Annotated in this window: 22 protein-coding genes and 1 pseudogene; all 23 read left to right on the forward strand. The window is 32.6% G+C overall.

From position 1 onward, the window contains the following. Positions 1-66: 66 nt before the first annotated feature. The 23 genes and pseudogenes from neuB (at position 67) to EPI11_RS04025 (ending at position 22,425) form a co-directional block, all read left to right on the forward strand. On the forward strand, positions 67-1,095 hold the full coding sequence (neuB, locus tag EPI11_RS03915; RefSeq protein WP_128388650.1) for an N-acetylneuraminate synthase: 1,029 nt from the start codon (positions 67-69) through the stop codon (positions 1,093-1,095). Next, positions 1,095-2,252 (forward strand): UDP-N-acetylglucosamine 2-epimerase, encoded by a 1,158-nt coding sequence (neuC, locus tag EPI11_RS03920; protein ID WP_128388651.1) that lies wholly within the window; start codon positions 1,095-1,097, stop codon positions 2,250-2,252. Before neuB ends, neuC begins: the two co-directional genes overlap by 1 nt. Continuing rightward, positions 2,252-3,142 (forward strand): formyltransferase family protein, encoded by an 891-nt coding sequence (locus EPI11_RS03925; RefSeq protein WP_128388652.1) that lies wholly within the window; start codon positions 2,252-2,254, stop codon positions 3,140-3,142. Before neuC ends, EPI11_RS03925 begins: the two co-directional genes overlap by 1 nt. Positions 3,143-3,161: 19 nt before the next feature. After that, on the forward strand, positions 3,162-3,833 hold the full coding sequence (locus tag EPI11_RS03930) for a PIG-L deacetylase family protein (protein WP_128388653.1): 672 nt from the start codon (positions 3,162-3,164) through the stop codon (positions 3,831-3,833). 49 nt (positions 3,834-3,882) lie between these two features. Further along, on the forward strand, positions 3,883-4,929 hold the full coding sequence (locus EPI11_RS03935; RefSeq protein ID WP_128388654.1) for a nucleotidyltransferase family protein: 1,047 nt from the start codon (positions 3,883-3,885) through the stop codon (positions 4,927-4,929). A gap of 6 nt (positions 4,930-4,935) precedes the next feature. Next, the gene (locus tag EPI11_RS03940) at positions 4,936-5,640 is read left to right on the forward strand and encodes an acylneuraminate cytidylyltransferase family protein (RefSeq protein WP_128388655.1); all 705 of its coding nucleotides are present in this window, start codon (positions 4,936-4,938) and stop codon (positions 5,638-5,640) included. A gap of 14 nt (positions 5,641-5,654) precedes the next feature. Then, the gene (locus tag EPI11_RS03945) at positions 5,655-6,953 is read left to right on the forward strand and encodes a glutamate-1-semialdehyde 2,1-aminomutase (RefSeq protein ID WP_128388656.1); all 1,299 of its coding nucleotides are present in this window, start codon (positions 5,655-5,657) and stop codon (positions 6,951-6,953) included. Beyond that, positions 6,953-7,735 (forward strand): nitrilase-related carbon-nitrogen hydrolase, encoded by a 783-nt coding sequence (locus EPI11_RS03950; RefSeq protein ID WP_128388657.1) that lies wholly within the window; start codon positions 6,953-6,955, stop codon positions 7,733-7,735. The genes EPI11_RS03945 and EPI11_RS03950 overlap by 1 nt, the downstream gene beginning before the upstream one ends. 16 nt (positions 7,736-7,751) lie before the next feature. Further along, entirely contained in the window at positions 7,752-8,489 is a 738-nt protein-coding gene (locus tag EPI11_RS03955; RefSeq protein ID WP_128388658.1) for an oxidoreductase, read from the forward strand. A 49-nt stretch (positions 8,490-8,538) separates the two neighbouring features. Continuing rightward, positions 8,539-9,102 (forward strand): acyltransferase, encoded by a 564-nt coding sequence (locus EPI11_RS03960; protein WP_128388659.1) that lies wholly within the window; start codon positions 8,539-8,541, stop codon positions 9,100-9,102. Beyond that, positions 9,092-10,273, forward strand: a complete 1,182-nt coding sequence (locus EPI11_RS03965) for a hypothetical protein (RefSeq protein WP_128388660.1) — start codon at positions 9,092-9,094, stop codon at positions 10,271-10,273. Before EPI11_RS03960 ends, EPI11_RS03965 begins: the two co-directional genes overlap by 11 nt. Before the next feature lie 171 nt (positions 10,274-10,444). After that, positions 10,445-11,824, forward strand: a complete 1,380-nt coding sequence (locus EPI11_RS03970) for a lipopolysaccharide biosynthesis protein (protein WP_128388661.1) — start codon at positions 10,445-10,447, stop codon at positions 11,822-11,824. A 453-nt stretch (positions 11,825-12,277) separates the two neighbouring features. Continuing rightward, positions 12,278-12,413, forward strand: a pseudogene (locus EPI11_RS19230) (type B chloramphenicol O-acetyltransferase); the annotation flags it as partial. A gap of 161 nt (positions 12,414-12,574) precedes the next feature. Further along, entirely contained in the window at positions 12,575-13,165 is a 591-nt protein-coding gene (locus EPI11_RS03980) for an acyltransferase (RefSeq protein WP_128388663.1), read from the forward strand. A gap of 8 nt (positions 13,166-13,173) precedes the next feature. After that, positions 13,174-14,310: an NAD-dependent epimerase/dehydratase family protein gene (locus EPI11_RS03985; protein ID WP_128388664.1), complete on the forward strand. Its 1,137-nt coding sequence runs from the start codon at positions 13,174-13,176 to the stop codon at positions 14,308-14,310. After that, positions 14,303-15,277, forward strand: coding sequence for a glycosyltransferase (locus EPI11_RS03990; protein ID WP_128388665.1), 975 nt, complete (start codon positions 14,303-14,305; stop codon positions 15,275-15,277). The genes EPI11_RS03985 and EPI11_RS03990 overlap by 8 nt, the downstream gene beginning before the upstream one ends. Further along, complete coding sequence (locus EPI11_RS03995) at positions 15,270-16,151, forward strand: glycosyltransferase family 2 protein (protein WP_128388666.1); 882 nt, start codon at positions 15,270-15,272, stop codon at positions 16,149-16,151. Before EPI11_RS03990 ends, EPI11_RS03995 begins: the two co-directional genes overlap by 8 nt. Before the next feature lie 13 nt (positions 16,152-16,164). After that, positions 16,165-17,604: a hypothetical protein gene (locus tag EPI11_RS04000; RefSeq protein WP_128388667.1), complete on the forward strand. Its 1,440-nt coding sequence runs from the start codon at positions 16,165-16,167 to the stop codon at positions 17,602-17,604. Between the two features lie 50 nt (positions 17,605-17,654). Beyond that, positions 17,655-18,716, forward strand: a complete 1,062-nt coding sequence (locus tag EPI11_RS04005) for an acyltransferase family protein (RefSeq protein ID WP_128388668.1) — start codon at positions 17,655-17,657, stop codon at positions 18,714-18,716. A 32-nt stretch (positions 18,717-18,748) separates the two neighbouring features. Next, positions 18,749-19,894 carry a glycosyltransferase family 4 protein gene (locus tag EPI11_RS04010; protein ID WP_128388669.1) on the forward strand — a complete coding sequence of 382 codons (1,146 nt, stop codon included), beginning with the start codon at positions 18,749-18,751 and terminating at the stop codon, positions 19,892-19,894. Continuing rightward, positions 19,891-21,033 carry an N-acetyl sugar amidotransferase gene (locus tag EPI11_RS04015; protein WP_128388670.1) on the forward strand — a complete coding sequence of 381 codons (1,143 nt, stop codon included), beginning with the start codon at positions 19,891-19,893 and terminating at the stop codon, positions 21,031-21,033. The genes EPI11_RS04010 and EPI11_RS04015 overlap by 4 nt, the downstream gene beginning before the upstream one ends. After that, entirely contained in the window at positions 21,030-21,644 is a 615-nt protein-coding gene (hisH, locus tag EPI11_RS04020) for an imidazole glycerol phosphate synthase subunit HisH (protein ID WP_128388671.1), read from the forward strand. Before EPI11_RS04015 ends, hisH begins: the two co-directional genes overlap by 4 nt. A gap of 1 nt (position 21,645) precedes the next feature. Then, the gene (locus EPI11_RS04025) at positions 21,646-22,425 is read left to right on the forward strand and encodes an AglZ/HisF2 family acetamidino modification protein (protein WP_128388672.1); all 780 of its coding nucleotides are present in this window, start codon (positions 21,646-21,648) and stop codon (positions 22,423-22,425) included. The last annotated feature ends 14 nt before the right edge of the window (positions 22,426-22,439 follow it).

A 22,439-nucleotide genomic window follows, 5' to 3' on the forward strand; every position in this document is an offset into this window, starting at 1 on the left:
TGTTATAAGATATATTAAAGGCAACGATTATAACTCACAAAATATAAATTGATTAATATTTAAATAATGATATTAAAAAAAGATAAAGTATTTATTATTGCTGAAGCAGGAGTAAATCATAATGGTAGTATGGATTTAGCAAAGAAGCTAATAGATGCTGCAATTGAAGCTAAAGTAGATGCAGTAAAATTTCAAACTTTTATCGCTGAAAATATTGTTTCTAAAGATGCTGAAAAAGCAGATTATCAAAAAAACACTACTGGTGAGAGCGAAAATCAATTAGAAATGATTAAAAAGCTTCAGTTGAGTTTTGATGATTTTATCGAATTAAAAGATTATTGTGAATTAAAAGGAATTATGTTTCTGTCAACCCCATTTGATATGGATAGTGTTGAATTCCTTAAAACTCTTAACATGGGATTGTGGAAAATTCCATCGGGTGAAATAACAAATTTAACTTATTTGCAAAAAATTGGAGCATACAATGAGGAGGTTATTTTTTCTACAGGTATGTCAACCATGGAAGATATAAAAATTGCTCTTGAAGTATTGACTAAAGCAGGTACAGCCAAAGAAAATATTTCTGTATTACATTGTAATACAGAATACCCAACTCCGTTTGGACAAGTTAATCTTGAAGCAATGCTTCATATAAAAAATGAATTTGATGTAACAGTTGGTTATTCAGATCATACTCTGGGTATTGAAGTTCCAATTGCTGCTGTAGCCTTAGGAGCTAAAATAATTGAAAAGCATTTTACTTTAGACAGGAATATGGTAGGGCCTGATCATCTGGCATCTTTAGAACCAGAAGAATTAAAGCAGATGGTTAGTTCTATAAGGAATATTGAATTAGCAATCTCTGGAAGTGGCGTTAAAGAGCTTAGCGAATCTGAAAAGAAAAATATTTTGATTGTAAGGAAAAGTCTTCACTTTAATTCTGATTTAGAATCGGGACATATTCTTACGGATAAAGATTTTATAGCAATGAGACCGGGAACAGGAATAAGCCCAATGAGGATCTCTGAATTTATTGGTAAGAAATTAAAAGTTTCTGTAAAGGAAAAAACACTTTTAACTGAGAACTGTTTCTAATGAGAAAGATATGTGTAATAACAGGAACGAGAGCTGAATACGGTCTATTATATTGGACTATGAAAGCTTTACAGGCTGACAATGATATTGATTTGTCAATTTGTGTGACAGGTATGCATTTGTCTCCTGAGTTCGGTTTAACGTACAAAAAGATACTTGAAGACGGTTTCATAATAAATGAAAAAGTAGAAACTTTACTTTCTTCAGATACTACTATAGGTGTTTCCAAGAGCATTGGTCTTGGAACTATTAGTTTCTCGGAGGTTTTTGAACGAATTAACCCAGATTTGGTATTAGTGTTAGGAGATAGATATGAGATTTTTGCTGCATGTACAGCAGCAATGATTTCCAGAATACCAATAGCGCACTGCCACGGAGGCGAAGCTACCGAAGGTTTAATTGATGAAGCGATCAGGCATTCAATCACAAAAATGTCTCAAATTCATTTTACAAGTACTGAAGAATATAAAAATAGGGTAATTCAGCTTGGTGAACAACCCAAAAATGTTTACAATGTTGGAGCCCTGGGCATTGAAAACATTAATAAACTGAAATTATTGACTAAACCTGAATTTGAGGAGTCAATTGATTTTAAGCTAAAAAAAATAAATTTTTTAGTCACTTTTCATCCGGTTACTCTGGATAATTTATCAGCAGAAGCTCAATTTAAAGAGCTTTTAAAAGCGCTGGATAAATTTGAAGATACCGCTATTATTTTTACAAAACCGAATTCTGATACCGATGGCAGGATAATTATTCAATTGATTGATGAATATGTAAAAGAGAACAGTGGAAAAGCAGTTGCTTTTACTTCCCTGGGACAATTAAGATATTTATCTGCAATACAATACATGGATGTAGTTGTAGGTAACTCGTCCAGTGGGCTTATAGAAGTACCATCATTTAAAAAGGCTACAATAAATATTGGAGACCGACAGCAGGGACGCGTAAAAGCGGCTTCTGTTATTGATTGTGATACGAACAGTGAGGATATTGAAAAGGCTATAATGAAAGCCCTTTCTTTAGAATTTAAAGAAGAATTGAAATCGTCAAAAAATCCTTATGGAGAGAAAAATTCTTCTATTGAAATAGTCGAAGTTTTGAAAAATACCGATTTAAATGGTATCGTTAAAAAACAATTTTACAATTTAAAGTAATGAGGATAGCTTATATAGGTTCGGTATTTTTTTCGGCAAAAGCGTTAGAAAAATTAATTTCGATCAAGGCTGATGTTGTTGGTGTTGTTACAAAAATGGAATCGGCATTTAATAGTGACTTTTTTGATCTGTCATCTATAGCTCAATTTAATGACATACCTTATCATTATACTTCTAATATTAATTCACCCGAAACTGTAAACTGGATAAAGGAATTAAATCCTGATGTTGTTTTTTGCTTTGGCTGGTCGAACTTGATAAAGAAAGAAGTACTTGATATTTCCCGTTTAGGGGTAATTGGTTATCATCCTACTTTATTGCCCTATAATAAAGGCAGACATCCTTTAATTTGGGCAAAGGTACTAGGTTTGGAAAAATCAGGATCTACCTTTTTCTTTATGGATGAGGGAGCGGATACCGGAGATATTTTGTCGCAAAAGGAATTTGTGATTAACTTTGAAGATGATGCTAATGTTTTGTATAATAGATTGATAGAAAATGCTTTGATTCAAATTGAAGAATTTTGTAGTCAATTAGAGAACGGAGATTATACAAGAATACAACAAGATACAACAAAAGGAAATTCCTGGAGAAAAAGAGGTAAAAAAGATGGAATAATCGATTTTAGAATGAATTCTTCAGTAATATGTAATCTAACAAGAGCTTTAACAAAGCCTTATGTAGGTGCACATATTGAATATAATGGTACAGATATTAAAATTTGGGGAGTAGAAGTAAGTGAATATGATACTACTAACGATAATATAGAACCTGGAAAAGTACTAAGTATTTTAGAAAATAAAATAGAGGTAAAAACAGGTGATTCTGCTATTTGGTTAGTAAATCATGAGTTTAAAGAATTACCACAAGTTGGAACTTATATTATTTAATAACGTTCAATAGGAGTTTATGAAAAATGTTATAGTTATATCTGCTCATCCTGATGATGAAACATTAGGAGCGGGTGGAACAATATTAAAACATGTTGCTAATGGCGATAATGTTTATTGGCTTATTGTTACCAATGTTTTTGAAAATCAAGGATTTTCAAAAGAAAGAGTAGAAAGTAGACAGGATGAGATTAGAGAGGTAGAAAAATTATTAGGAATAACTAAAACGTATTTATTGGATTACCCAACGATGACGCTATCATCAAGTAGTTTAATTAAAATGGTTCCTGAAATTTCAACCGTGTTTTCAAAAGTACAGCCTGAAATTATTTATACTTTAAATCGTTCTGATGCTCATTCAGATCACAGGGTTATTTTTGATGCTGTAATGGCTTGTACAAAATCATTCAGATACCCTTTTATCAAACAGATACTAATGTATGAATGTATATCTGAAACTGAATTTGCACCGGCTTTAGCTGAAAAGGCTTTTTTACCAAATTATTTTGTAGATATTACAGACTATCTTGATAGAAAAAATGAGATAATGAAAGTTTTTGAATCTGAAATAGCAGAACATCCTTTTCCACGATCTTTAGAAAATATCAGGGCTTTAGCTCATTTTAGAGGTGCGAGTGTAGGAGTGAAGTATGCAGAAGCATTCCAATTGTTAAAATACATCGATAAATAGAATACAGGGTTTAGTAAACAATAGGTTAATCCTGTTTAATTTAAAAAGAATGAGAATATACAAAGACCATTTAATCCTTACCGGCAGTACTGTAAGACAGGCATTAATATTACTTAATGAACTGGCTCAGGATGCTATTCTTTTTGTAGTAGATGAGAATGAAAAATTAATTGGAGCACTTACAGATGGTGATGTAAGACGTGGACTAATTAAAGGTTTTACAATTGACAGTATTGTTAATGAAATTATACAAAATAATCCAAGGTACATTACTAAAGGAGAAAATAGTTTAGATAAAATTATTGAATACCGTGAAGGCCATTTTAAGATAGTACCAGTACTTGATGAAAACCACAGGGTTGTTAATATTATAAATTTCAGAAAAATTAGGTCATATTTACCGATTGATGCTGTTATAATGGCGGGTGGACGTGGACAACGTCTTCAGCCTTTAACAGATACTGTTCCAAAACCACTCTTAAAAGTTGGTGATAAAGCTATAATGGAGCATAATCTTGATCGTTTGGCTTTATATGGTGTAGACGATTTTTGGGTTTGTGTAAAATACCTAGGTGAACAGATTGTAGATCATTTTGGAAAAGGCAGCGATAAAAATATTGAAATAGAATATACATGGGAGGATGAACCTTTAGGAACTATTGGGGCTGTCTCTAAAATAAAAAATTTCAAGCATGATTATATTTTGGTTACCAATTCGGATATCTTAACCAATATAGATTATGAACAATTCTTTTTAGAGTTTATTGAAGAAGATGCAGATCTGGCAGTACTTACCATTCCTTATCAGGTGAGTATACCGTATGCTGTTCTTGAAACGGATAAAAGACATGTGAAAAGTTTTAAGGAAAAACCAACTTATACCTACTATTCTAATGGGGGTATTTACCTTATGAAAAAGAAGGTTTTGGAAAGCATACCAAGCAATACTTTTTTTAATGCTACTGATTTGATGGAAAGCCTTATTGAAAATAACTTTAAAGTAATTTCTTTTCCATTTTCAGGGTATTGGCTTGATGTAGGAAAACATGAAGATTTTGAGAAAGCACATATTGATATTCATAATATAAAATTTTAACCGGGGATGGAAAAAAACATTTTATGGTTGGTAACTGCTAGAAGTGGATCCAAATCTATTCCGGATAAAAACATTAAGATTTTAGGAAATCAGCCATTGATTAGTTATCGAATTCAATCGGCACTTACAACCAACATTGTTGGAGATATTTGGGTTAGTACTGATTCGGAAAAATATGCTGAAATAGCAAAAGAGTACGGAGCAGAAATACCATTTATTAGACCGGATTATTTGTCGACAGACGATGCTTCATCTATGGATGTTGTATTACATGCTATGGAGTATGCATCTAGTCTTGGTAAAAAATATGATTTTATAGGTTTGTTAGAACCTACTTCGCCATTTATACGAAGCTCAGATCTTGATAAAGCGATTGTGCAGCTTAATGAAAAAGAAAATGCTTCGGCTATAGTTGCCACAAAAGAAAGCAGGCCCAATAGGATATTTATACAAAAAGAAGACGAGTATTTAAGTGAATTAGCAGATAATCTGAAATTGTATAAAAAATTAGGCAGACAGGCATTTGGTAAAGAGATAACTCCTTCAGGGGGTTTTTATATTAGTAAATGGGATGATTTTTTGAAAAACAAATCGTTTTATACAAGAGAAACATTAAGTTACTTAGTAGACGATATTTCCGGATTAGAGATTGACGAACCTTTAGATTGGCAGTTTGCAGAGTTTATTATTAATACAACATACTTGAAATAAAATATTCAGATAAGATGAAAGATATTTATTCAGAAAGACTACATAAAGTTATTCCCGGAGGGGCACATACTTATTCAAGAGGAGATGATCAATTTCCATCTAATGCACCTTCTATTTTAGAAAGAGGAGAAGGAGCTTATGTTTATTCTCCGGAAGGAAAAAAATATTTGGATTACGGAATGGGACTACGTTCTGTGAACATTGGTTATGGCAATAAAGAAATAGGAGATGCCTGTTATGAAGAGATCTTAAAAGGAAATAACCTTACAAGAGCATCTTTGACAGAATTGAAAGCTGCAGAATTATTATGTGAATTAATCCCGTCTGTAGACATGGTTAAATTTGCAAAACACGGTTCTACAGTAACAACTGCTGCCGTTAAGCTGGCAAGGGCTTATACCGGAAAGAAATTTGTTGCTATCCCGGTGGAACAGCCTTTCTTTTCATATGATGACTGGTTTATTGGTTCGACGGTTATCAGCCGTGGTACAGTTGATGAAGCTAGCCAGTTCACTTTAAAGTTTAATTATAATGATATTGACTCTTTAAAAGCGCTTTTTGAAAAATATCCTGATCAAATCGCTGCTGTAATGCTGGAAGCTGCAACAACGGTAGAGCCAAAAGCTAATTTTTTACACGAAGTTCAGGCTTTATGTAAAGCAAATGGAACAGTGTTTATTATTGACGAGATGATTACTGGTTTTAGATGGCATTTACAGGGCGCTCAAACCTATTATGGAATTGAACCAGACTTATGTACATTTGGTAAAGCTATGGCTAATGGTTTTGCAGTTGCTGCCTTAGCAGGAAAAAAAGAAATTATGCAGATTGGCGGTATATTAGAAGAAGGAAAAGAAAGAATATTCCTTACTTCTACAACTCACGGCGCGGAAATGAGTGCGCTTGGTGCTTTTATAAAAACTATGGAAATCCTTAAAAGGGATCTGGTTGTTGAACATTTTTGGAACTACGGAACTAAATTGGTTAATGGTATAAATACAATTTCTAAGGAATTGGGAATACAAGATCAATTTTATGTAGAAGGTTATGCTTGTTCTCCAAATTATGTTGCTAAAGATAAAACAGGTAATGTGTCCTTAGCAATGCGTACTTTATTTGCTCAGGAAATGTTAGAGAAAAATATTATGATGCCTTATGTAGCTGTTTCTTATTCTCATCAGGATACTGAATTGGATATGACACTATCAGCAGCTAAGCATGCCTTGACGATCTATCAAAAGGCATTAGAAAGCGGCTTGGAAGGGTATCTAAAATCTCCGGTTATCAAACCGGTATTCAGAAAATATAATTAATGAAGGTAGCTGTCGTTTCTTTAAATTCAATTTGGGAAGATAAAAAAGCTAATTTGGAAGAAGTTGAACATATCGTTAGGGCGTTAAGCCAAAAAGTAGAATATGTTATTTTTCCAGAGATGTCATTGACCGGTTTTTCGGTATCTAATTTGGCTTTAGCTGAAGATCTTGAAAACTCGGATTCAATTTTAGCCATTCAAAAACTGGCCAAAGAATATCAGATGAATATTGTATTTGGGTTGATGACCTCTAAAGAAGATAAAAAGTATAACAGTTGTATTGGCATAAATGCCAAGGGTGAAGTAGAAGGCAGTTATGAAAAAATACATCTTTTTTCCTATAGTGGTGAAGATGAATTAATATCCGGCGGTAATGAAGTTAAGAGCCTTCCCTGGGAAGGGGGCTGGGGGTTAAGCATTTGTTTTGACTTAAGATTTCCGGAGCTTTATCAGGAATTATCAAAAGAGAACTTAATTTTGCTTAATATAGCGAATTGGCCTAAAGCAAGAGTTGCTCATTGGAGAACTCTCTTGAATGCCAGAGCCATAGAAAACCAAAGCTTTATGATTGGTGTTAATCGGACCGGTAGTGATGGAAATGGCTTAGAATATGAAGAAAGTTCCTGTGTTTTCTCGCCCAATGGTGAAAAGTTAGAGTCGATTGCGGTTTCAGATACGATTAAAATATTTGATCTGAACCTCGAAGAGGCGATAGAGTACAGAAAAAATTTTCCAATAAAAAAAGATAGACGGGAAGGTTTTTATAAAGAGTTTTATAGTTAAAAAAAATAAAATTATCATGTTTTCAATAAACGATAAAGTAATAGTAATAACAGGGGGGAACGGATTATTAGGAAAACAGATGGTTTCTACATTTCGTGAGCAGGGAGCAACAGTTGTTGCTGCCGATATTTATTTTGAAGAAAAAAGTGCAGATGATTTTATAATTGATATTACTGATGAAAATTCAGTAAAAGAGGGTATTGCAGCTATAGTTAAAAAGTATAATAGAATAGATGGCTGGGTTAACAATGCTTATCCTAGAACGAAAGATTGGGGAAATAAATTTGAAGATATATCTCCCGAATCATGGCGTAAGAATGTTGATATGCATTTGAACGGCTATTTTTTATGTTGTCAAGTGGTTTTAGAACAAATGAAAAACCAAAAATTTGGTTCGCTTATTAATATGTCATCCATTTACGGATTAGTAGGTCCTGATTTTACAGTGTATGAGGGTACAGAAATGACTATGCCTGCTGCGTATTCTGCAATTAAGGGAGGATTGAATAATTTTACGAGATATTTAGCCTCTTACTATGGTGCATATCAAATACGGGTAAATACAGTTTCTCCGGGCGGGATTTTTGATAATCAGCCGGAATCATTTGTGAATAATTACAATAAAAAAGTTCCGATGAAGCGAATGGGAAGTCCGAAAGATATTGTATCTGCGGTTTATTTTTTACTTACCGATGATTCATCTTATGTAACCGGGCACAATCTGGTGGTTGATGGTGGATGGTCTGCTATATAAAAGTAGTCAATCTATATCAACAACTTTTTTAAACAAATAATAAAACTATATGCTATTAACAGATATAATAGATAGAATAAAATATAATAATAAGGCCGACAGGATTGGCCCTGATCATCCATTTACTCATTGGCAGCTATACTTTAAAAAAAGAATGCTGCGTTTGTGCAAGAAAAAATTCAAGCATTTTGCAGATACAGCAGATTTTAGGTCGGGGGCATATGCAGTTTGCTGCTCAAAAATTAGCATTGGTGAGCGAGTTGTAATAAGACCGGGATCTATGTTATTTGCAGAAGCAGATAATTTAGAAACCTCTATTACTATTGAAGATAATGTAATGTTAGGAAGTGGGATTCAAATTTATGTGCATAATCATAGGTTTGATCGTGTAGATATACCGCTGATTGATCAGGGGTATTATGAAGCTAAACCTGTTATTTTAAAAAATGGATGCTGGCTTGGTGCAAATGTAATCGTACTGCCCGGAGTTGTTATTGGAGAAAATTCGGTTATAGGCGCAGCTTCGGTTGTTACCAAGTCAATTCCTCCGGGAGTTGTGGCAGCAGGTAACCCTGCCAGAGTAATTAAAAATATCGGTAAGAATGAAATTTGAAAAAGTTGTTTATGTATCATATTTTCCTCTAACAAAGAGAACGTATACTAATTTTTATTTTGAAGAATTACTTCAAAATAACATTCAGGTTGATTATTTGGATATTACCAATTTATTTTACCCGGATAGAGTAACATTAGATTCAATCGATTATGAGAGGACTGTGAAAATGAGTTCTTATAAACAGCTGAAAGATTATTTAAAAGAGCAAAATAATAGCACAACATTATATATTTCTATAATGACCTTTGAATGGAGGGTCTTTAAATTGTTTAGAATATTTACAAAGTATAATTTGAATTTGGGTGTTTTTGGTGCGGGTGTTTTTCCAAATAGCCCAACCAATAATACATCCAGGGTAATTCGATTTATCAAAGCAATAAGCTATGAAAGAATTAAATCTCTTTTTACTAATAAATTAATTCTCTTTTCAAAAAAATGGGGTTTTATAAAAACATATGATCACATTTTTATGGCGGGAGAATATGGATACTGGGGACTTGGAATTGGGTGTGATATAGATTATAAAAAGGCAAAAGTAATACATGTAAATACTGTAGATTACGACCAGTTTTTACTTCATAAAGAATTACCTTCTATAGGTGCAGGAAAGGATATTGTTTTTTTAGATCAATATTTGCCCTATCACCCAGATGCCAGTTATTTCAAAATAAAAACGGTACAACCTGAACCCTATTTTAAGGAAGTAAATAAATTTTTAGACAGATTAGAACAGGTAACAGGTAAAAAAGTGGTTATTGCAGCACATCCTAAAGCAAAACGCTACAATGAATTTAATCCATATAATGGCAGGCCCATTTTTTTTAATCAGTCAAATGATCTGGTTAAAGAGGCTTCGCTTGTTTTAACGCATGCCAGCACTGCTGTATGTTTTCCTATTTGTTATCAGAAGAAGTTAGTTTTGCTAATGAGTGATTACCTTAGTGAGAGGTTACCCTATTTTTTAGTAATTGCTAAATCTATTGTACAGGCTTGCGGCGCAACTTTAATAGCAATGGATAATGAAGATGATATTAATATTCCGGAAGAGATAGATTTGGTAAAATACAATGATTTTAAATATAAATATTTGACTTCTAAAGAAAGTGAGAATCAACTATCGGCAGATATTGTTATTAATTATATAAAAAATAACCATGGAGTTACCTAGCTAATGAAACAATTTTTAAAAATATACCTATGGCAATTCATTTCGATATTATTTAATTTCGCTGCTATTTTTGTGGTTACACCTTACCTGTCCTCTAATAAAACAATATACGGGATTTACACGCTTATTGTAGCGGCATACATGTTTTTGTCGTATGCAGATTTTGGGTTTTTGGGTGCAGGTATGAAATTTGCTTCGGAGTGTTATGCCCTCAAAGATTTAAAACAGGAAATTAAGATAATAGGATTTACAGCCTTTATTTTTTTGGTATTTGTTTTAGTGTATGCTTTAGGTGTGTTACTTCTTTCCTTTTGGCCCGAGATGCTTGTAAAAAGCCTGAGTGATAGTGAAGAAAGGTCTATTGCAAGTAATCTTCTATTAATATTAGCCTTGTTTTGTCCTGTTTTTGTGATGCAGAGAATTGTGCAAATTATATTTGCAGTACGTTTAAAAGATTATATATTCCAAAGGATAATAATAGTGTCCAGTGCAATAAAAATTATTTTTGCACTTATATTTTTCAGTAATGAGAGTTACCCAATTGTAACCTATTTTCTATTTTCACAATTCTGTACCCTTGCAGCTGTCTTAATAGGCTTATATATTGCCAAAAAAGAATTTGGCTATAATTTTAAACTCTTTTTTGGGTCTTTTCGATTTTCAAAAGAGATATATGAAAAAACCAAAAGACTTGCTTTTGTCTCCATCTTTCTTACCATCTGCTGGATCTTGTATTATGAATTGGATCCCTTTGTGATCTCAAGATTATTGGGTGCTAAATATTTAGCTGTTTTTGCAATAGGTTTTACTTTGATGGAATATTTCAGAGGTGTTTTTGGAATCATCTTTAGTCCTTTTATAGCAAAGTTCAACCACTTTGTTGGTTTAAAAGATCATGAAGGCTTGCATACTTTTTTTAATAAAGTTTTGGTTTTGGCATTACCCTTAACTGTATTTCCGGTTCTGGCAATTTCTATAACGATTAAAAATTTTATTTTCTGCTGGGTCGGAGATCAATATGCCGATTCTGTTCCAATAGCCCAAGTGTTAGTTTTAAGTTTCTTATTTAGCTTTTTGTCTTCACCTACGGGAATTTTAATAATGGCATATGAGCAGGCTAAACTTTTGTATATTACAAATGCCCTGCTTCCAATAATATACTGGTCTGGAGTTTTAATAACTTTTAAATTTATAGGTTTACAAGCTTTTGCTGATTTTAAAGCGGCAGCCTTTTTTGCTGTAGCAATTGTTTATTTGAACATAATTGTAAAGCTGTTGAATGTAAAATTTTGGCCTTTTTTATGGAGGTTGTGTGCCCCAGCAATAGTGCCGGTTTTGTTTATTCTGATTGTTACGTTTTTCACAAAATCATATCTTCCTCTTGAAAAGAATAAGATAAATTTGCTGCTTTATTTTATATATAATGGATTTGTAATTGGTATTGCGTTTATTATTTATTATTTTTTCTCTAATGAATATAGAAAAACTATAAATTCGATAGTATCTCCAATTTTAGGAAGGTTTAATATTATAAAAGCAAAAACTTTATAAATTGATTTTCAGACAATGTGATGGATCACTTTTTTTAATTTAAAACAAATGACTATGTTGATAATATACTTAATTAAGAATTCTTTTTTACATTTTAAAAGACTCTGCGGCTCATTATATAGAAATGCCAAATTGAAACAACAGAATCCAACAGGAATGTTTGATTTGACAAGTCAGGTTATAGAATGCGAACTGGAAAAATATGTAGTGATCTTTGATAATACAAAAGTGTATAATTGTAAAATCGGAGCTTACAGCTATATTCAAATGAATGGAAGGATCTTCCATTGTGAAATAGGTAAATTCTGTTCTATTGCCGCATCGGTAAGTATTGCTCCGGGTATGCATGACATGAGCAGAGTAACAACTCATCCAAGCTTTTATTTCAATACAGATGCTTTACCTAAGATCTTTGTTACCGAAGATAAATTAGAATTATATAAGAGGGTACATATAGGCCATGATGTTTGGATAGGAGAAAAAGTAGTAATTATTGACGGTATAAAAATTGGAAATGGTGCTGTTATTGCTTCCGGGGCTATTGTTGTAAAAGATGTAGAGCCTTATTCTGTAGTAGGTGGTGTACCTGCAAGACATCTTAAATACAGGTTTGATGAGGAAACTATAGAACTTTTCCAAAAAAGCGAATGGTGGAATTATTCGGATGAGTGGTTCGAAAAAAATGCTGATATGATGTTAGATGTTGACAGATTTAAAGAGTATTTAAAAGGGTTATAAAAGGTTTAATTTATGCAAACGATAATAAACTATCTAAAAATAATACCGCGCCTTTTTTATTTTCTATTTAATTTTTCCAGTTATAAGAATCTTAATTTAAGGGCTGTAGTTTTTTTTTCGGTGAGAGTACAGGGAAAAAAGCATATATCTATTGGGCGAAATAGTGTAGTCCAGAGAGGTGGGTGGCTGCTGGCTTTAAAAATAGATGAGAATGAACCGGTGCTTTCAATTGGAGATAATTGTGCAATTGGCGATTACTGTCATATCATATCAGTAAGAAAGGTAATTTTTGAGGATAATGTTTTAATGGCTAATAATGTATATGTATCTGATAATCTACATGGTTATGAAGATGTTACTACTGCAATAAAAGATCAGCCAATAAAATTTAAAAAAGAAGTAGTTTTACAATCTGGTTGTTGGATTGGTGAAAACGTATGTATAATAGGAGCAAGTATAGGTAAAAATAGTATAATTGGAGCCAACTCTGTAGTTACTAAGGATATTGACGATTATTGCATTGCAGTGGGAAGCCCTGCAAGAGTTATAAAAAAATATGATTTAGTAACTAAAAAGTGGAATTCAGTAAACACAAATAATTAATTATAATTATGAAAAAGGTTTTAATTACGGGAGGGGCTGGCTTTATTGGTTCCAATGTAGCGAGAGTATTAGTTAAAGAAGGATATGAAATTACAATTCTGGACAATTTTCTTCCACAGATCCATGGAGACAAAAATGAGTTGTCAGAAGATCTAAAAGGTAAGGTAAAGCTAATTGTAGGCGATGTTTCCGATAAGGCAGTACTTTATTCGGCCCTTAAAGGGCAGGATGCCGTAATTCATTATGCAGCAGAAACCGGTACAGGACAATCTATGTATGCTGTTTCGCATTATACAAATGTAAATATCCAGGCAACGGCAGATTTATGTGATTACATAATTAATGAAGCTCACGAAATAAAAACTGTAATTGTTGCTTCTTCGCGCTCAATATATGGAGAAGGAAAGTATAATTCTCCCGAATATGGAGTTGTTTATCCTAATTCGAGAACTTTTCAAAATGTAAAAGAAAGTTTTGAAGTTTGCTGCCCAATATCGGGTAAACACAATTTAGAGGTTAAAGCGACAGATGAGTCGTCTAAAATTCATCCTTCTTCTTTTTATGGAATTACCAAACAGGTTCAGGAGCAGATGATTATTCTGGCTGCACAATTAAAGAACATTAATGGTTTTGCATTGAGATATCAAAATGTATATGGGCCAGGGCAGTCACTGAAAAATCCATATACAGGTATTTTATCTATTTTTACACGTTTAGCTTTGCAAAATGAAGAGATAAATATTTTTGAGGATGGGCTTGAAAGCAGAGATTTTGTGCATATCCAGGATGTTGTTAATGCAACTGTAAGCTGTTTAAAATTAGAGCAAAAAGGACAGCACATTTTAAATGTTGGCAGCGGAGTACCTATAAATGTACTTGAGGTAGCTCAGGAGATTGTGTCTTACTTAAAAAGTGATTCTGAAATAAAAATTTCGGGTGCTTTTAGAGAAGGAGATATCCGTCATAATTTTGCTGATCTGGAACTAATTAAAACGATAGTTGGTTTTGAACCAAAATGGAGTTTTAAAGATGGATTGCATAGCTTTATAGACTGGGCATTACAGCAGAATGATATTCCAAAAGATACTACAGATTATAAAAAATCTTTAGGCGAATTAAAAGAAAAAGGACTACTTAATGGATAATGTGAACAAGCCACTGGTTAGTATTGTTTTTACCAGTTATAATCATAAAGAATATCTTAAACAGGCATTGGATAGTTTGGTGAATCAAACCTATCCTAATCTTGAAATTATAATTATTGACGATTGTTCTACAGATGGAAGCCAGGAAATTCTAAAGGAATATGAACATATTCAAAATATAAATTTACAGTTAAAAACTCAAAATTCCGGGAGTTATGTAAAGGCCAGTAATTATGGTGCTTCTTTTGCAAAAGGTGAATATATCCTTTTTGCACAGTGTGATGATTTTGCAGAGGCAAATCAAATTGAAATACTTTTGGAGGCATTTGAGAATAATCCTTCAGTTGGTGTGGTCTTCTCTAAAAGTAATCTTGTTGATGAAAAGGGAATTACATTTACAGATGATTTCGTTGGAAGAGAAAGAAGCTTTAAAAGATCGGTGAAAGAAAATGGATTAATTAAAGGTGATAAAATGAAAGAATTTCTTTCTTTTTCCTGTGTTATTCCAAATTTGAGTGCTGCTTTAATTAAGCATGATTTATTTAAAGAGATTAATGGCTTATCTGAACAATATCTTGTTGTGGCCGATTGGGAATTTTGGTTGGATCTTTCTGAAAAGACAGATTTTTATTATATAGAGCAGCCTCTTAATTACTTTAGGCAGCATGGTACTACCATTAGAAGCAGTATAAAAATGAAGACTCAAATCATTGAGATCTATAAAATGTTTTATAATCATATTTCTAAGAATCAATTGACCCCGCTTCAAAAGCATAAAATAAAATTAGGTGCCGGTGCAGTATGGTTTTCTTATTTTATAGAAAATAAAAAAGCATGGCTTGAATGTTATAGTTCAGTATATCCTGAAATAAAACAGATAGAAAAAAGAGGTCGTTATTATTTGTTTCTTGGTGTAAAAAAGCAGATTACCGAATATATATATCATAAAATCGATACGAATGAATAGTATTGTTCCCAAGGTCTCTATAATTATTCCAACTTATAATAGAGGGAATCAATTGAGAATTTGTCTTAAATCACTTCAGGAGCAAAGTTTTAAAGACTTTGAAGTTCTTGTTTGTGATGATGGTTCTACGGATAATACTTTTAAGATTGTTGAGGAGTTTAAAGATGTATTAAACTTAAATTATATTAAGGACGTCAATTTTGGCGGACCTGCAAAACCCAGAAATAATGGGATAAAACAAGCCAAAGGAGAGATCATTGCTTTTTTAGATTCTGACGATTGGTGGTATCCAAATAAATTAGAAGTTTCTCTTCCCTATTTATCTGATTATGATTTAGTTTATCATGATCTGGATATTTACAGCAATATAGAAAAATCGAATGGTGTCGCAAAGGGTAGAATTTTGAGCGGAAATATTGCGAAAGATCTAATTCTTAACGGCAACGGAATTATAAATTCGAGTGTTTTAATTAAAAAAAACATTGTTGATCTTGTAGGTGAAATTACAGAAGATAAAAATTTAATAGCTGTTGAAGATTTTGATTATTGGATCAGGGCAGCTAAAGTAACAGATCGTTTTAAGTATATCAATCAAAGTCTGGGAGCTTATTGGGAAGGAGAAAATATTTCATATTCTACTAAACAAATAGATAGGGCAAAGAGTTTATTGGATAAATACATGTCAGAACTTTCTATGGATGAACAAAAAGCGGCGGTTTCGCTTCATCATTTTAACTCAGCGCGAATGTATCACACTTTAGGCTTCTATCCTGAAGCTAAAGCGTCTTATGTAAAAGCACTGCATGCCTCTAATTTGAGCAGGATATTGAAAGCAACATCAGGTTATTTAATGTGTTGTTTCAAAATAAAATAAAGTAGTAAACTTAATGATCCAAAGTATAAAAGCCATAGATCTTAATAAAATTTTAAAAGTAACCAGCTTTGGTCTTTTGATTTTATTGTGGTATTCCTATTCGAAACATGGGGATGGATTATATGTTGATCTTACTACTGTCTTACTGGGAACTGCGCTATCTATTCAAATAGTGACTTTCCTGTTTTTTGAAAGAAAAAGAAGAGATCCTTTTGTCTTGCTGTTATGTTTGCAAATGACTGTCTATTTTTTACTCCGGATTGTTACGTTATTGAACTACGAGTTTTCTAATGTCTTTACGCGATTTCCATTTACCGCAAATGATCTTAATCATGCGTTGGTTTTCATTTTAGTAGCCAACCAGGTTTTTTATTTTGGGCTGACAATAAATGGTTTGAGACCAAATATACTTAGTGCTACTTTAACTATCAGGCCTGTTAAAACATATTTAGTGGTTGTTTTTATTGGAATTGGTTACTTTTTTGCCTTTTATCAGAAAGTAGGTTTAGGTTTTTTAGAAGGAATTATGGGCATGGTTCAGAGTTTGTTTGTGAACTTAGGAACAATGCTATTTATGGCAATCGTTTTTTTAATTCTTTTTAAGGGCAGAATTGATAGTAAGACAAAAAGAATTGTGTTTGCCGGGATTTTACTTATGGTACTAATACAAACACTTACAGGAAGCAGATCTGCTATTTTATCTATTGTAAATTATTTAATCTTTGCATCATTAGCTATTCATGACTGTATAAAAGTTGAAAAGAAATATTTAGTATTAGGCAGTATTTTGCTGCCAATAATGATTATTATATTTGCTTTGTCTACTTTCCTTAGACCAAGACTTGAAAACAGAGAGACAATTGGAAGCGAAACTTTTGAAGTTATGAAAGAGTTTGATGTAAACGAAGTTGTCGTAGAAGGATCGGATCTGGTTTTAATGGGTGTTTTTGATAGAATTGGCTTTTTAGATTATTGTGCAGAAACAATTTCTAATTCGGATAAATATTCAGGAATATTTAATCCATGGTATTATTTTAAAAGTATTGTTGATAATATTTTGACACCCGGTTTTACAGTTTTTGATACGCCCAGGGTTTCAAATGCAACAACGTTTGTATATAATGAAAGAGGTACACCAAGTTTAGCAAGAGTAGGTGAAGGATATCAATCGGATGAGTTTACAATGTTTGGAGAATTTTATGCCTTATTTGGAAAGTGGTTTTCTTTAATTCCAATATTTTTTACGGGTTATTTTTTTAAAAGCATATATCTAAATATAAATCAAAGTAATATTTATTTATTTTATTTAAAGAGAGCTCTTATTCTATTTGTATTTTATTCTACCTTGAATAGCTTCGGATTAGATTGGGTTTTACTAGATGTTGTAGCAATATTTTTTACGTATAAAATTTTTAAAAGGTTTTTCAAATTTCAACATATAGATAAAGTTTAAAGTAAAAAAGATGAAAATAATTTATTTAACAATTATTAAGTTTGCAATCTATGGATGAATATTTAAGTTTAAAATTAAAGGTAATCTCATTTGTTTCTATGTTATTGGTTGTGTTTTTACACTCTTATAATTTAGTGGTTAATTTAGATTCAGAAGTTATTTTATTAGATCAGGGTTATAGCTCTTTTATTCAGAATTTTTTTAGCCAGGGTATTTGTCGAGTTGCAGTGCCTTTATTTTTTTCTATATCAGGGTATTTATTTTTTTTAAATACCAAGGGAACCTTAAATGAATTCGTTTCAAAATTTAATAAGAGATTAAAAACAATAGTTGTTCCTTACCTGTTTTGGTCGGTCAGCTGGCTTTTGTTTTTTCTTTTTTTACAATCGATTCCTCAGTTAGCAATGTTTTTTTATAATAAGAATATTATTGATTACACAGCTAAAGAAATCGTTACTGCTATTTTGATTCATCCCATCCCATATCAATTGTGGTTTTTAAGAGATTTAATGTGTTTGGTCATTCTTGCACCCTTGTTGTTTTTTCTAATTAAGAAAACTAAGTATTTCGCTCTTGCTCTTGTTTTGATTATCTGGTTCTTTGATTTGAACTTAATTGTTCTTGGAAATGAATCATTATTTTTCTTTGTAGTAGGTTCTTTTATCAGTATTCATAAAAACGAGATTCTGGCAAAAAAAATCACGAAGGGAGCATTGGTTTATACATTAATTTGGCTCGCAATTCTACTGATTAAAACATTGTTAATGCAGTACAGGTATGACGATGCTTTTGTTATAAGTTTTTTGCATAAAGTGAGCGTTTTGATAGGGATCTTAGCTGTTTGGAGTTTGTATGATAGCCTGGTATTCAACTCGGGGATGAAAACCAATAGTAAGGTTTTGAATTATTCGTTTTTTATTTTTGTTTTACATGAGCCGATGTTGCAGTTTTTGAAAAAGATCCTTTTTTATTTAACTTATAAAAATGAATTGATATCTTTGATCATATACTTTGCAGCTCCTATAATAACAATCATAATTTGTCTTTTTGCCGGATTTATTCTGAAGCGGATTGCGCCTAAATTCTATCTATTTATATGTGGAGGAAGATAGAATTGTTGACTTTAAAATAGAAATTTATTAAAATGATTAATAAAAAAATAAAAATAGGAATTGACGCTTCACGTAATCGTTCAGGAGGTGCAAAGGCACACGTTATTGGACTAATTTCTGAAGGCAATCCGGAAAATTATGGAATTGATGAGGTGCATATATGGGCTTTTAAGTCTTTGTTAGATTCACTTCCTGATAAACCTTGGCTTTTTAAACATAATCCTGCTGAGTTAGAACAATCGTTGTTTAAACAGATTCTATGGCAGTGTTTTAAATTAAAAAAGGAAGCTAAGAGCGAAGAAATAGATGTTTTATTTACAACTGATGCAAGTACTTTTTCATCTTTTTCTCCTATGGTTGTAATGAGCCAGGATTTAATCCAGTATGAGCCGGGGATGATGAAAATATATGGATGGGGGAAATCCCGTTTAAGTAATATTATGAAGTTAATTGTTCAGAATAAGGCGATGCGTAATGCTAAAGGCGTTATATTCCTTACTGAATATTCTATGAACGCAGTTCAAAAAGTTACGGGTTCACTTAATAATACGACTATAATTCCTCATGGAGTAGGTGATCTTTTTAAAAATAAAATTCATCTGCCGAAAGAAAGCCTGATCAACAAGGAAACCATTAAATGTATTTATGTATCAAATACTGAAATGTACAAATATCAATGGAATGTTGTAAAAGCTATAGCAGGTTTAAGAAAAAAGGGTTTTCCTGTTGAACTTATACTAGCCGGAGGCGGAGGTGGGGAATCAAGAAAAATGTTGAATGATGAAATACTTAATTCTGATCCTAATAATGAATTTGTTAAGGTTATTGAGTTTGTTACTCCTTTACAAATGCCGGATTTGTTAGCGGATTGTGATATATCTATTTTTGCATCCAGCTGTGAAAATTTACCGGTAACACTTTTAGAATCTATGGCAGTAGGTTTACCAATAGCCTCTTCTAACCTGGGGCCAATGCCCGAGGTTTTAAAAGATGCGGGTGTTTACTTTGATCCAAAAGATCCAAAATCGATTGAATTGGCTGTTGAAAGATTAATAAAAGAAGATGCAACCCGCCTATTAAGTGCTAAACAGGCAAAACAATTGGCACATGATTATTCATGGAGTTCATGTTCAAATAAAACTTGGAATTATTTAGTTGAAAATATTAAAAATTTATGAAAAAAAGAGCTTATCAAATTTGCGCAAAAACTATAATGGATACTACAGATCCAAATATTGTTTTTGATGAAAACGGTATTTCGGATTACTACCATAATTTTCATAGCGCAATATTACCTCACTGGCATACTGATGAGAAAGGTTTTGAGGAATTAATGAATGTCGCTGAAAAAATTAAAAAAGAAGGTGTAGGTAAAGAATTTGATTGTATAATAGGACTAAGTGGAGGCCTTGATAGTTCTTATGTTGCTTATGTTGCGAAAGAAATTATGGGACTTCGCCCATTACTATTCCATGTAGATGCAGGCTGGAATACGCAGCAGGCAGTTGGAAACATTGAAAAACTGGTAAACGGACTTGGATTAGATCTGTTTACTGAAGTTATTAACTGGGAAGAGATTAAAGATCTTCAGGTAGCTTTCCTTAAGTCGCAAATTGCAGATCAGGATCTTCCGCAGGATTATGCTTTCTTTTCTGCATTATACAAGTTTGCACGAAAAAATAAGATAAAATATGTCTTAACCGGAGGTAATTTTTCTACAGAATGCTGTAGAGAACCTTTAGAATGGGGTGGTTTTCCCGGAATTGACAAGACATTGTTAAACGATATTCACTCTAAATTTGGAAAAAGAAAATTAAAGTCATTTCCATTAGTTGATATTTTACAATATAAGCTCTACTATAAATATGTTTTAGGGATGCAGGTATTTAAACCTTTAAACCTTCTTCCATATATTAAAAAGGATGCTGAAGAACTTCTTGGGAGCAGGTTTGGATGGGAGAAATTTCAGCATAAGCACCATGAGTCAAGGTTTACAAGATTTTATGAAGACTTCTGGTTGCCGAAAAAGTTTGGTTATGACAGAAGAAAATCTCACTTTTCAAGTTTAATCCTTACAGGTCAGCTTGATAGGGATGAGGCTTTAGAAAGAGTTAAGCAACCTGTTATGAGTGAGCAGTTTATGAGACAGGAGTTTGAATATATAGCTAATAAATTAGACCTTACGGTTCCAGAACTGCAGGCTATATTTGATGGTGAAAACAAGACATTTAAAGATTATAAAAGTAAATACGGACTAATTAGTTTCGGCGCTAAGGTGATGATGAAATTGGGACTTGAAAAAAGATTGATTCGATGATTGTAATAATAAATTATGGATTAGGGAACCTGAATGCTTTTGTAAATATTTTTAAAAAGCTGGACATTCCCGTTAAAATTGCTACCCAGGCTTCTGATTTAGAAAATGCCACTAAAATTGTCCTTCCCGGTGTTGGTGCTTTTGACCATGCTATGGCAAAGCTGAATGAATCTGGGATGAGGGAAACTTTAGACGATTTGGTATTGAATAAAAAGCTGCCTGTAATTGGAATTTGTGTAGGTATGCAGATACTTGCCAAATCCAGTGACGAAGGTGTTATGCCTGGACTTGGCTATATTGACGGTGTGGTTAGAAAGTTTGATACTTCCAATTTTAAACAGAAAACACGCCTGCCTCATATGGGGTGGAATGATATTGTTCCAAAACAGGGACACAGCCTGTTTAAAGATCTTGAAAAAGTACCGTTATATTATTTTTTGCATTCTTATTATTTTGAATGCAACAAAAGTGAAGATGCTATTGCAACGGCTGATTATGGGGTTGAATTTGTTTGTGCTGTAAATAACGAAAATATTTATGGTGTTCAGTTTCATCCTGAGAAAAGCCACCACTATGGTGTTCAATTATTAAAAAACTTTGCAGAACTATAATATGTTAAGACCCAGAATTATTCCATGCCTGTTGGTTCACGAAAAAGGATTAGTAAAATCTGTAAATTTTAAGAATCATAAATATGTAGGAGACCCTATCAACGCTGTCAGGATTTTCAATGAAAAAGAAGTTGATGAGTTGATGGTGATCGATATTGATGCAACTGTTGAAAACAGAGAGCCGGATTACAAAATGATTGAAAATTTGGCTGCAGAATGCAGAATGCCATTATGCTATGGCGGTGGTGTGAAAACGGTTGAGCAGGCACAAAGGATATTTAGTCTTGGGGTAGAAAAAATTGCGGTTAGTTCTGCAATTATTGAAGACCCTGATTTTATTACCAGAATGGCCGAAAAAGTAGGAACACAAAGTGTTGTTGCTGTGCTTGATGTAAAAAAGAAGCTATTGGGAGGCTATGAGGTGTATACTCATAACGGAAAGAAAAAGACGGGAAAAAACCCTGTAGAATTTGCAAAAGAGCTTGAGAAATTGGGAATAGGAGAGATTGTGATTAACTCTATTGACAACGATGGGGTTATGAAAGGTTATGATATGGGAATCATTGAAAAAGTTCGTGATGCCGTAAGTATACCTATGACTGTTTTAGGAGGCGCAGGATCTTTAGAAGATATAAAACAACTGATAAAAAAGTTTGGTATCATAGGGGCTTCGGCAGGAAGTCTTTTTGTATTTAAAGGTGTATATAAAGCAGTACTTATAAATTATCCATCGAGAGAAGAAAAAGACACTCTTATTATGGATAATTATATTTCTATGTAATAATTAAATAGCAC

The organism is Flavobacterium cerinum (genome assembly GCF_004028155.1).
GTDB lineage: Bacteria > Bacteroidota > Bacteroidia > Flavobacteriales > Flavobacteriaceae > Flavobacterium > Flavobacterium cerinum.

Coding starts and splice junctions, on each gene's coding strand:
- EPI11_RS03950 (WP_128388657.1), top strand. CDS start 6,953: ATGAAGGTAGCTGTCGTTTCTTTAAATTCAATTTGGGAAGATAAAAAA.
- EPI11_RS04000 (WP_128388667.1), top strand. CDS start 16,165: ATGATCCAAAGTATAAAAGCCATAGATCTTAATAAAATTTTAAAAGTA.
- EPI11_RS04015 (WP_128388670.1), top strand. CDS start 19,891: ATGAAAAAAAGAGCTTATCAAATTTGCGCAAAAACTATAATGGATACT.
- EPI11_RS03965 (WP_128388660.1), top strand. CDS start 9,092: ATGAAATTTGAAAAAGTTGTTTATGTATCATATTTTCCTCTAACAAAG.
- EPI11_RS03985 (WP_128388664.1), top strand. CDS start 13,174: ATGAAAAAGGTTTTAATTACGGGAGGGGCTGGCTTTATTGGTTCCAAT.
- EPI11_RS04005 (WP_128388668.1), top strand. CDS start 17,655: ATGGATGAATATTTAAGTTTAAAATTAAAGGTAATCTCATTTGTTTCT.
- EPI11_RS03990 (WP_128388665.1), top strand. CDS start 14,303: ATGGATAATGTGAACAAGCCACTGGTTAGTATTGTTTTTACCAGTTAT.
- EPI11_RS03940 (WP_128388655.1), top strand. CDS start 4,936: ATGGAAAAAAACATTTTATGGTTGGTAACTGCTAGAAGTGGATCCAAA.
- EPI11_RS03945 (WP_128388656.1), top strand. CDS start 5,655: ATGAAAGATATTTATTCAGAAAGACTACATAAAGTTATTCCCGGAGGG.
- EPI11_RS03960 (WP_128388659.1), top strand. CDS start 8,539: ATGCTATTAACAGATATAATAGATAGAATAAAATATAATAATAAGGCC.
- EPI11_RS04010 (WP_128388669.1), top strand. CDS start 18,749: ATGATTAATAAAAAAATAAAAATAGGAATTGACGCTTCACGTAATCGT.
- neuB (WP_128388650.1), top strand. CDS start 67: ATGATATTAAAAAAAGATAAAGTATTTATTATTGCTGAAGCAGGAGTA.
- hisH (WP_128388671.1), top strand. CDS start 21,030: ATGATTGTAATAATAAATTATGGATTAGGGAACCTGAATGCTTTTGTA.
- EPI11_RS03935 (WP_128388654.1), top strand. CDS start 3,883: ATGAGAATATACAAAGACCATTTAATCCTTACCGGCAGTACTGTAAGA.
- EPI11_RS03930 (WP_128388653.1), top strand. CDS start 3,162: ATGAAAAATGTTATAGTTATATCTGCTCATCCTGATGATGAAACATTA.
- EPI11_RS03995 (WP_128388666.1), top strand. CDS start 15,270: ATGAATAGTATTGTTCCCAAGGTCTCTATAATTATTCCAACTTATAAT.
- EPI11_RS03980 (WP_128388663.1), top strand. CDS start 12,575: ATGCAAACGATAATAAACTATCTAAAAATAATACCGCGCCTTTTTTAT.
- neuC (WP_128388651.1), top strand. CDS start 1,095: ATGAGAAAGATATGTGTAATAACAGGAACGAGAGCTGAATACGGTCTA.
- EPI11_RS03925 (WP_128388652.1), top strand. CDS start 2,252: ATGAGGATAGCTTATATAGGTTCGGTATTTTTTTCGGCAAAAGCGTTA.
- EPI11_RS03955 (WP_128388658.1), top strand. CDS start 7,752: ATGTTTTCAATAAACGATAAAGTAATAGTAATAACAGGGGGGAACGGA.
- EPI11_RS04025 (WP_128388672.1), top strand. CDS start 21,646: ATGTTAAGACCCAGAATTATTCCATGCCTGTTGGTTCACGAAAAAGGA.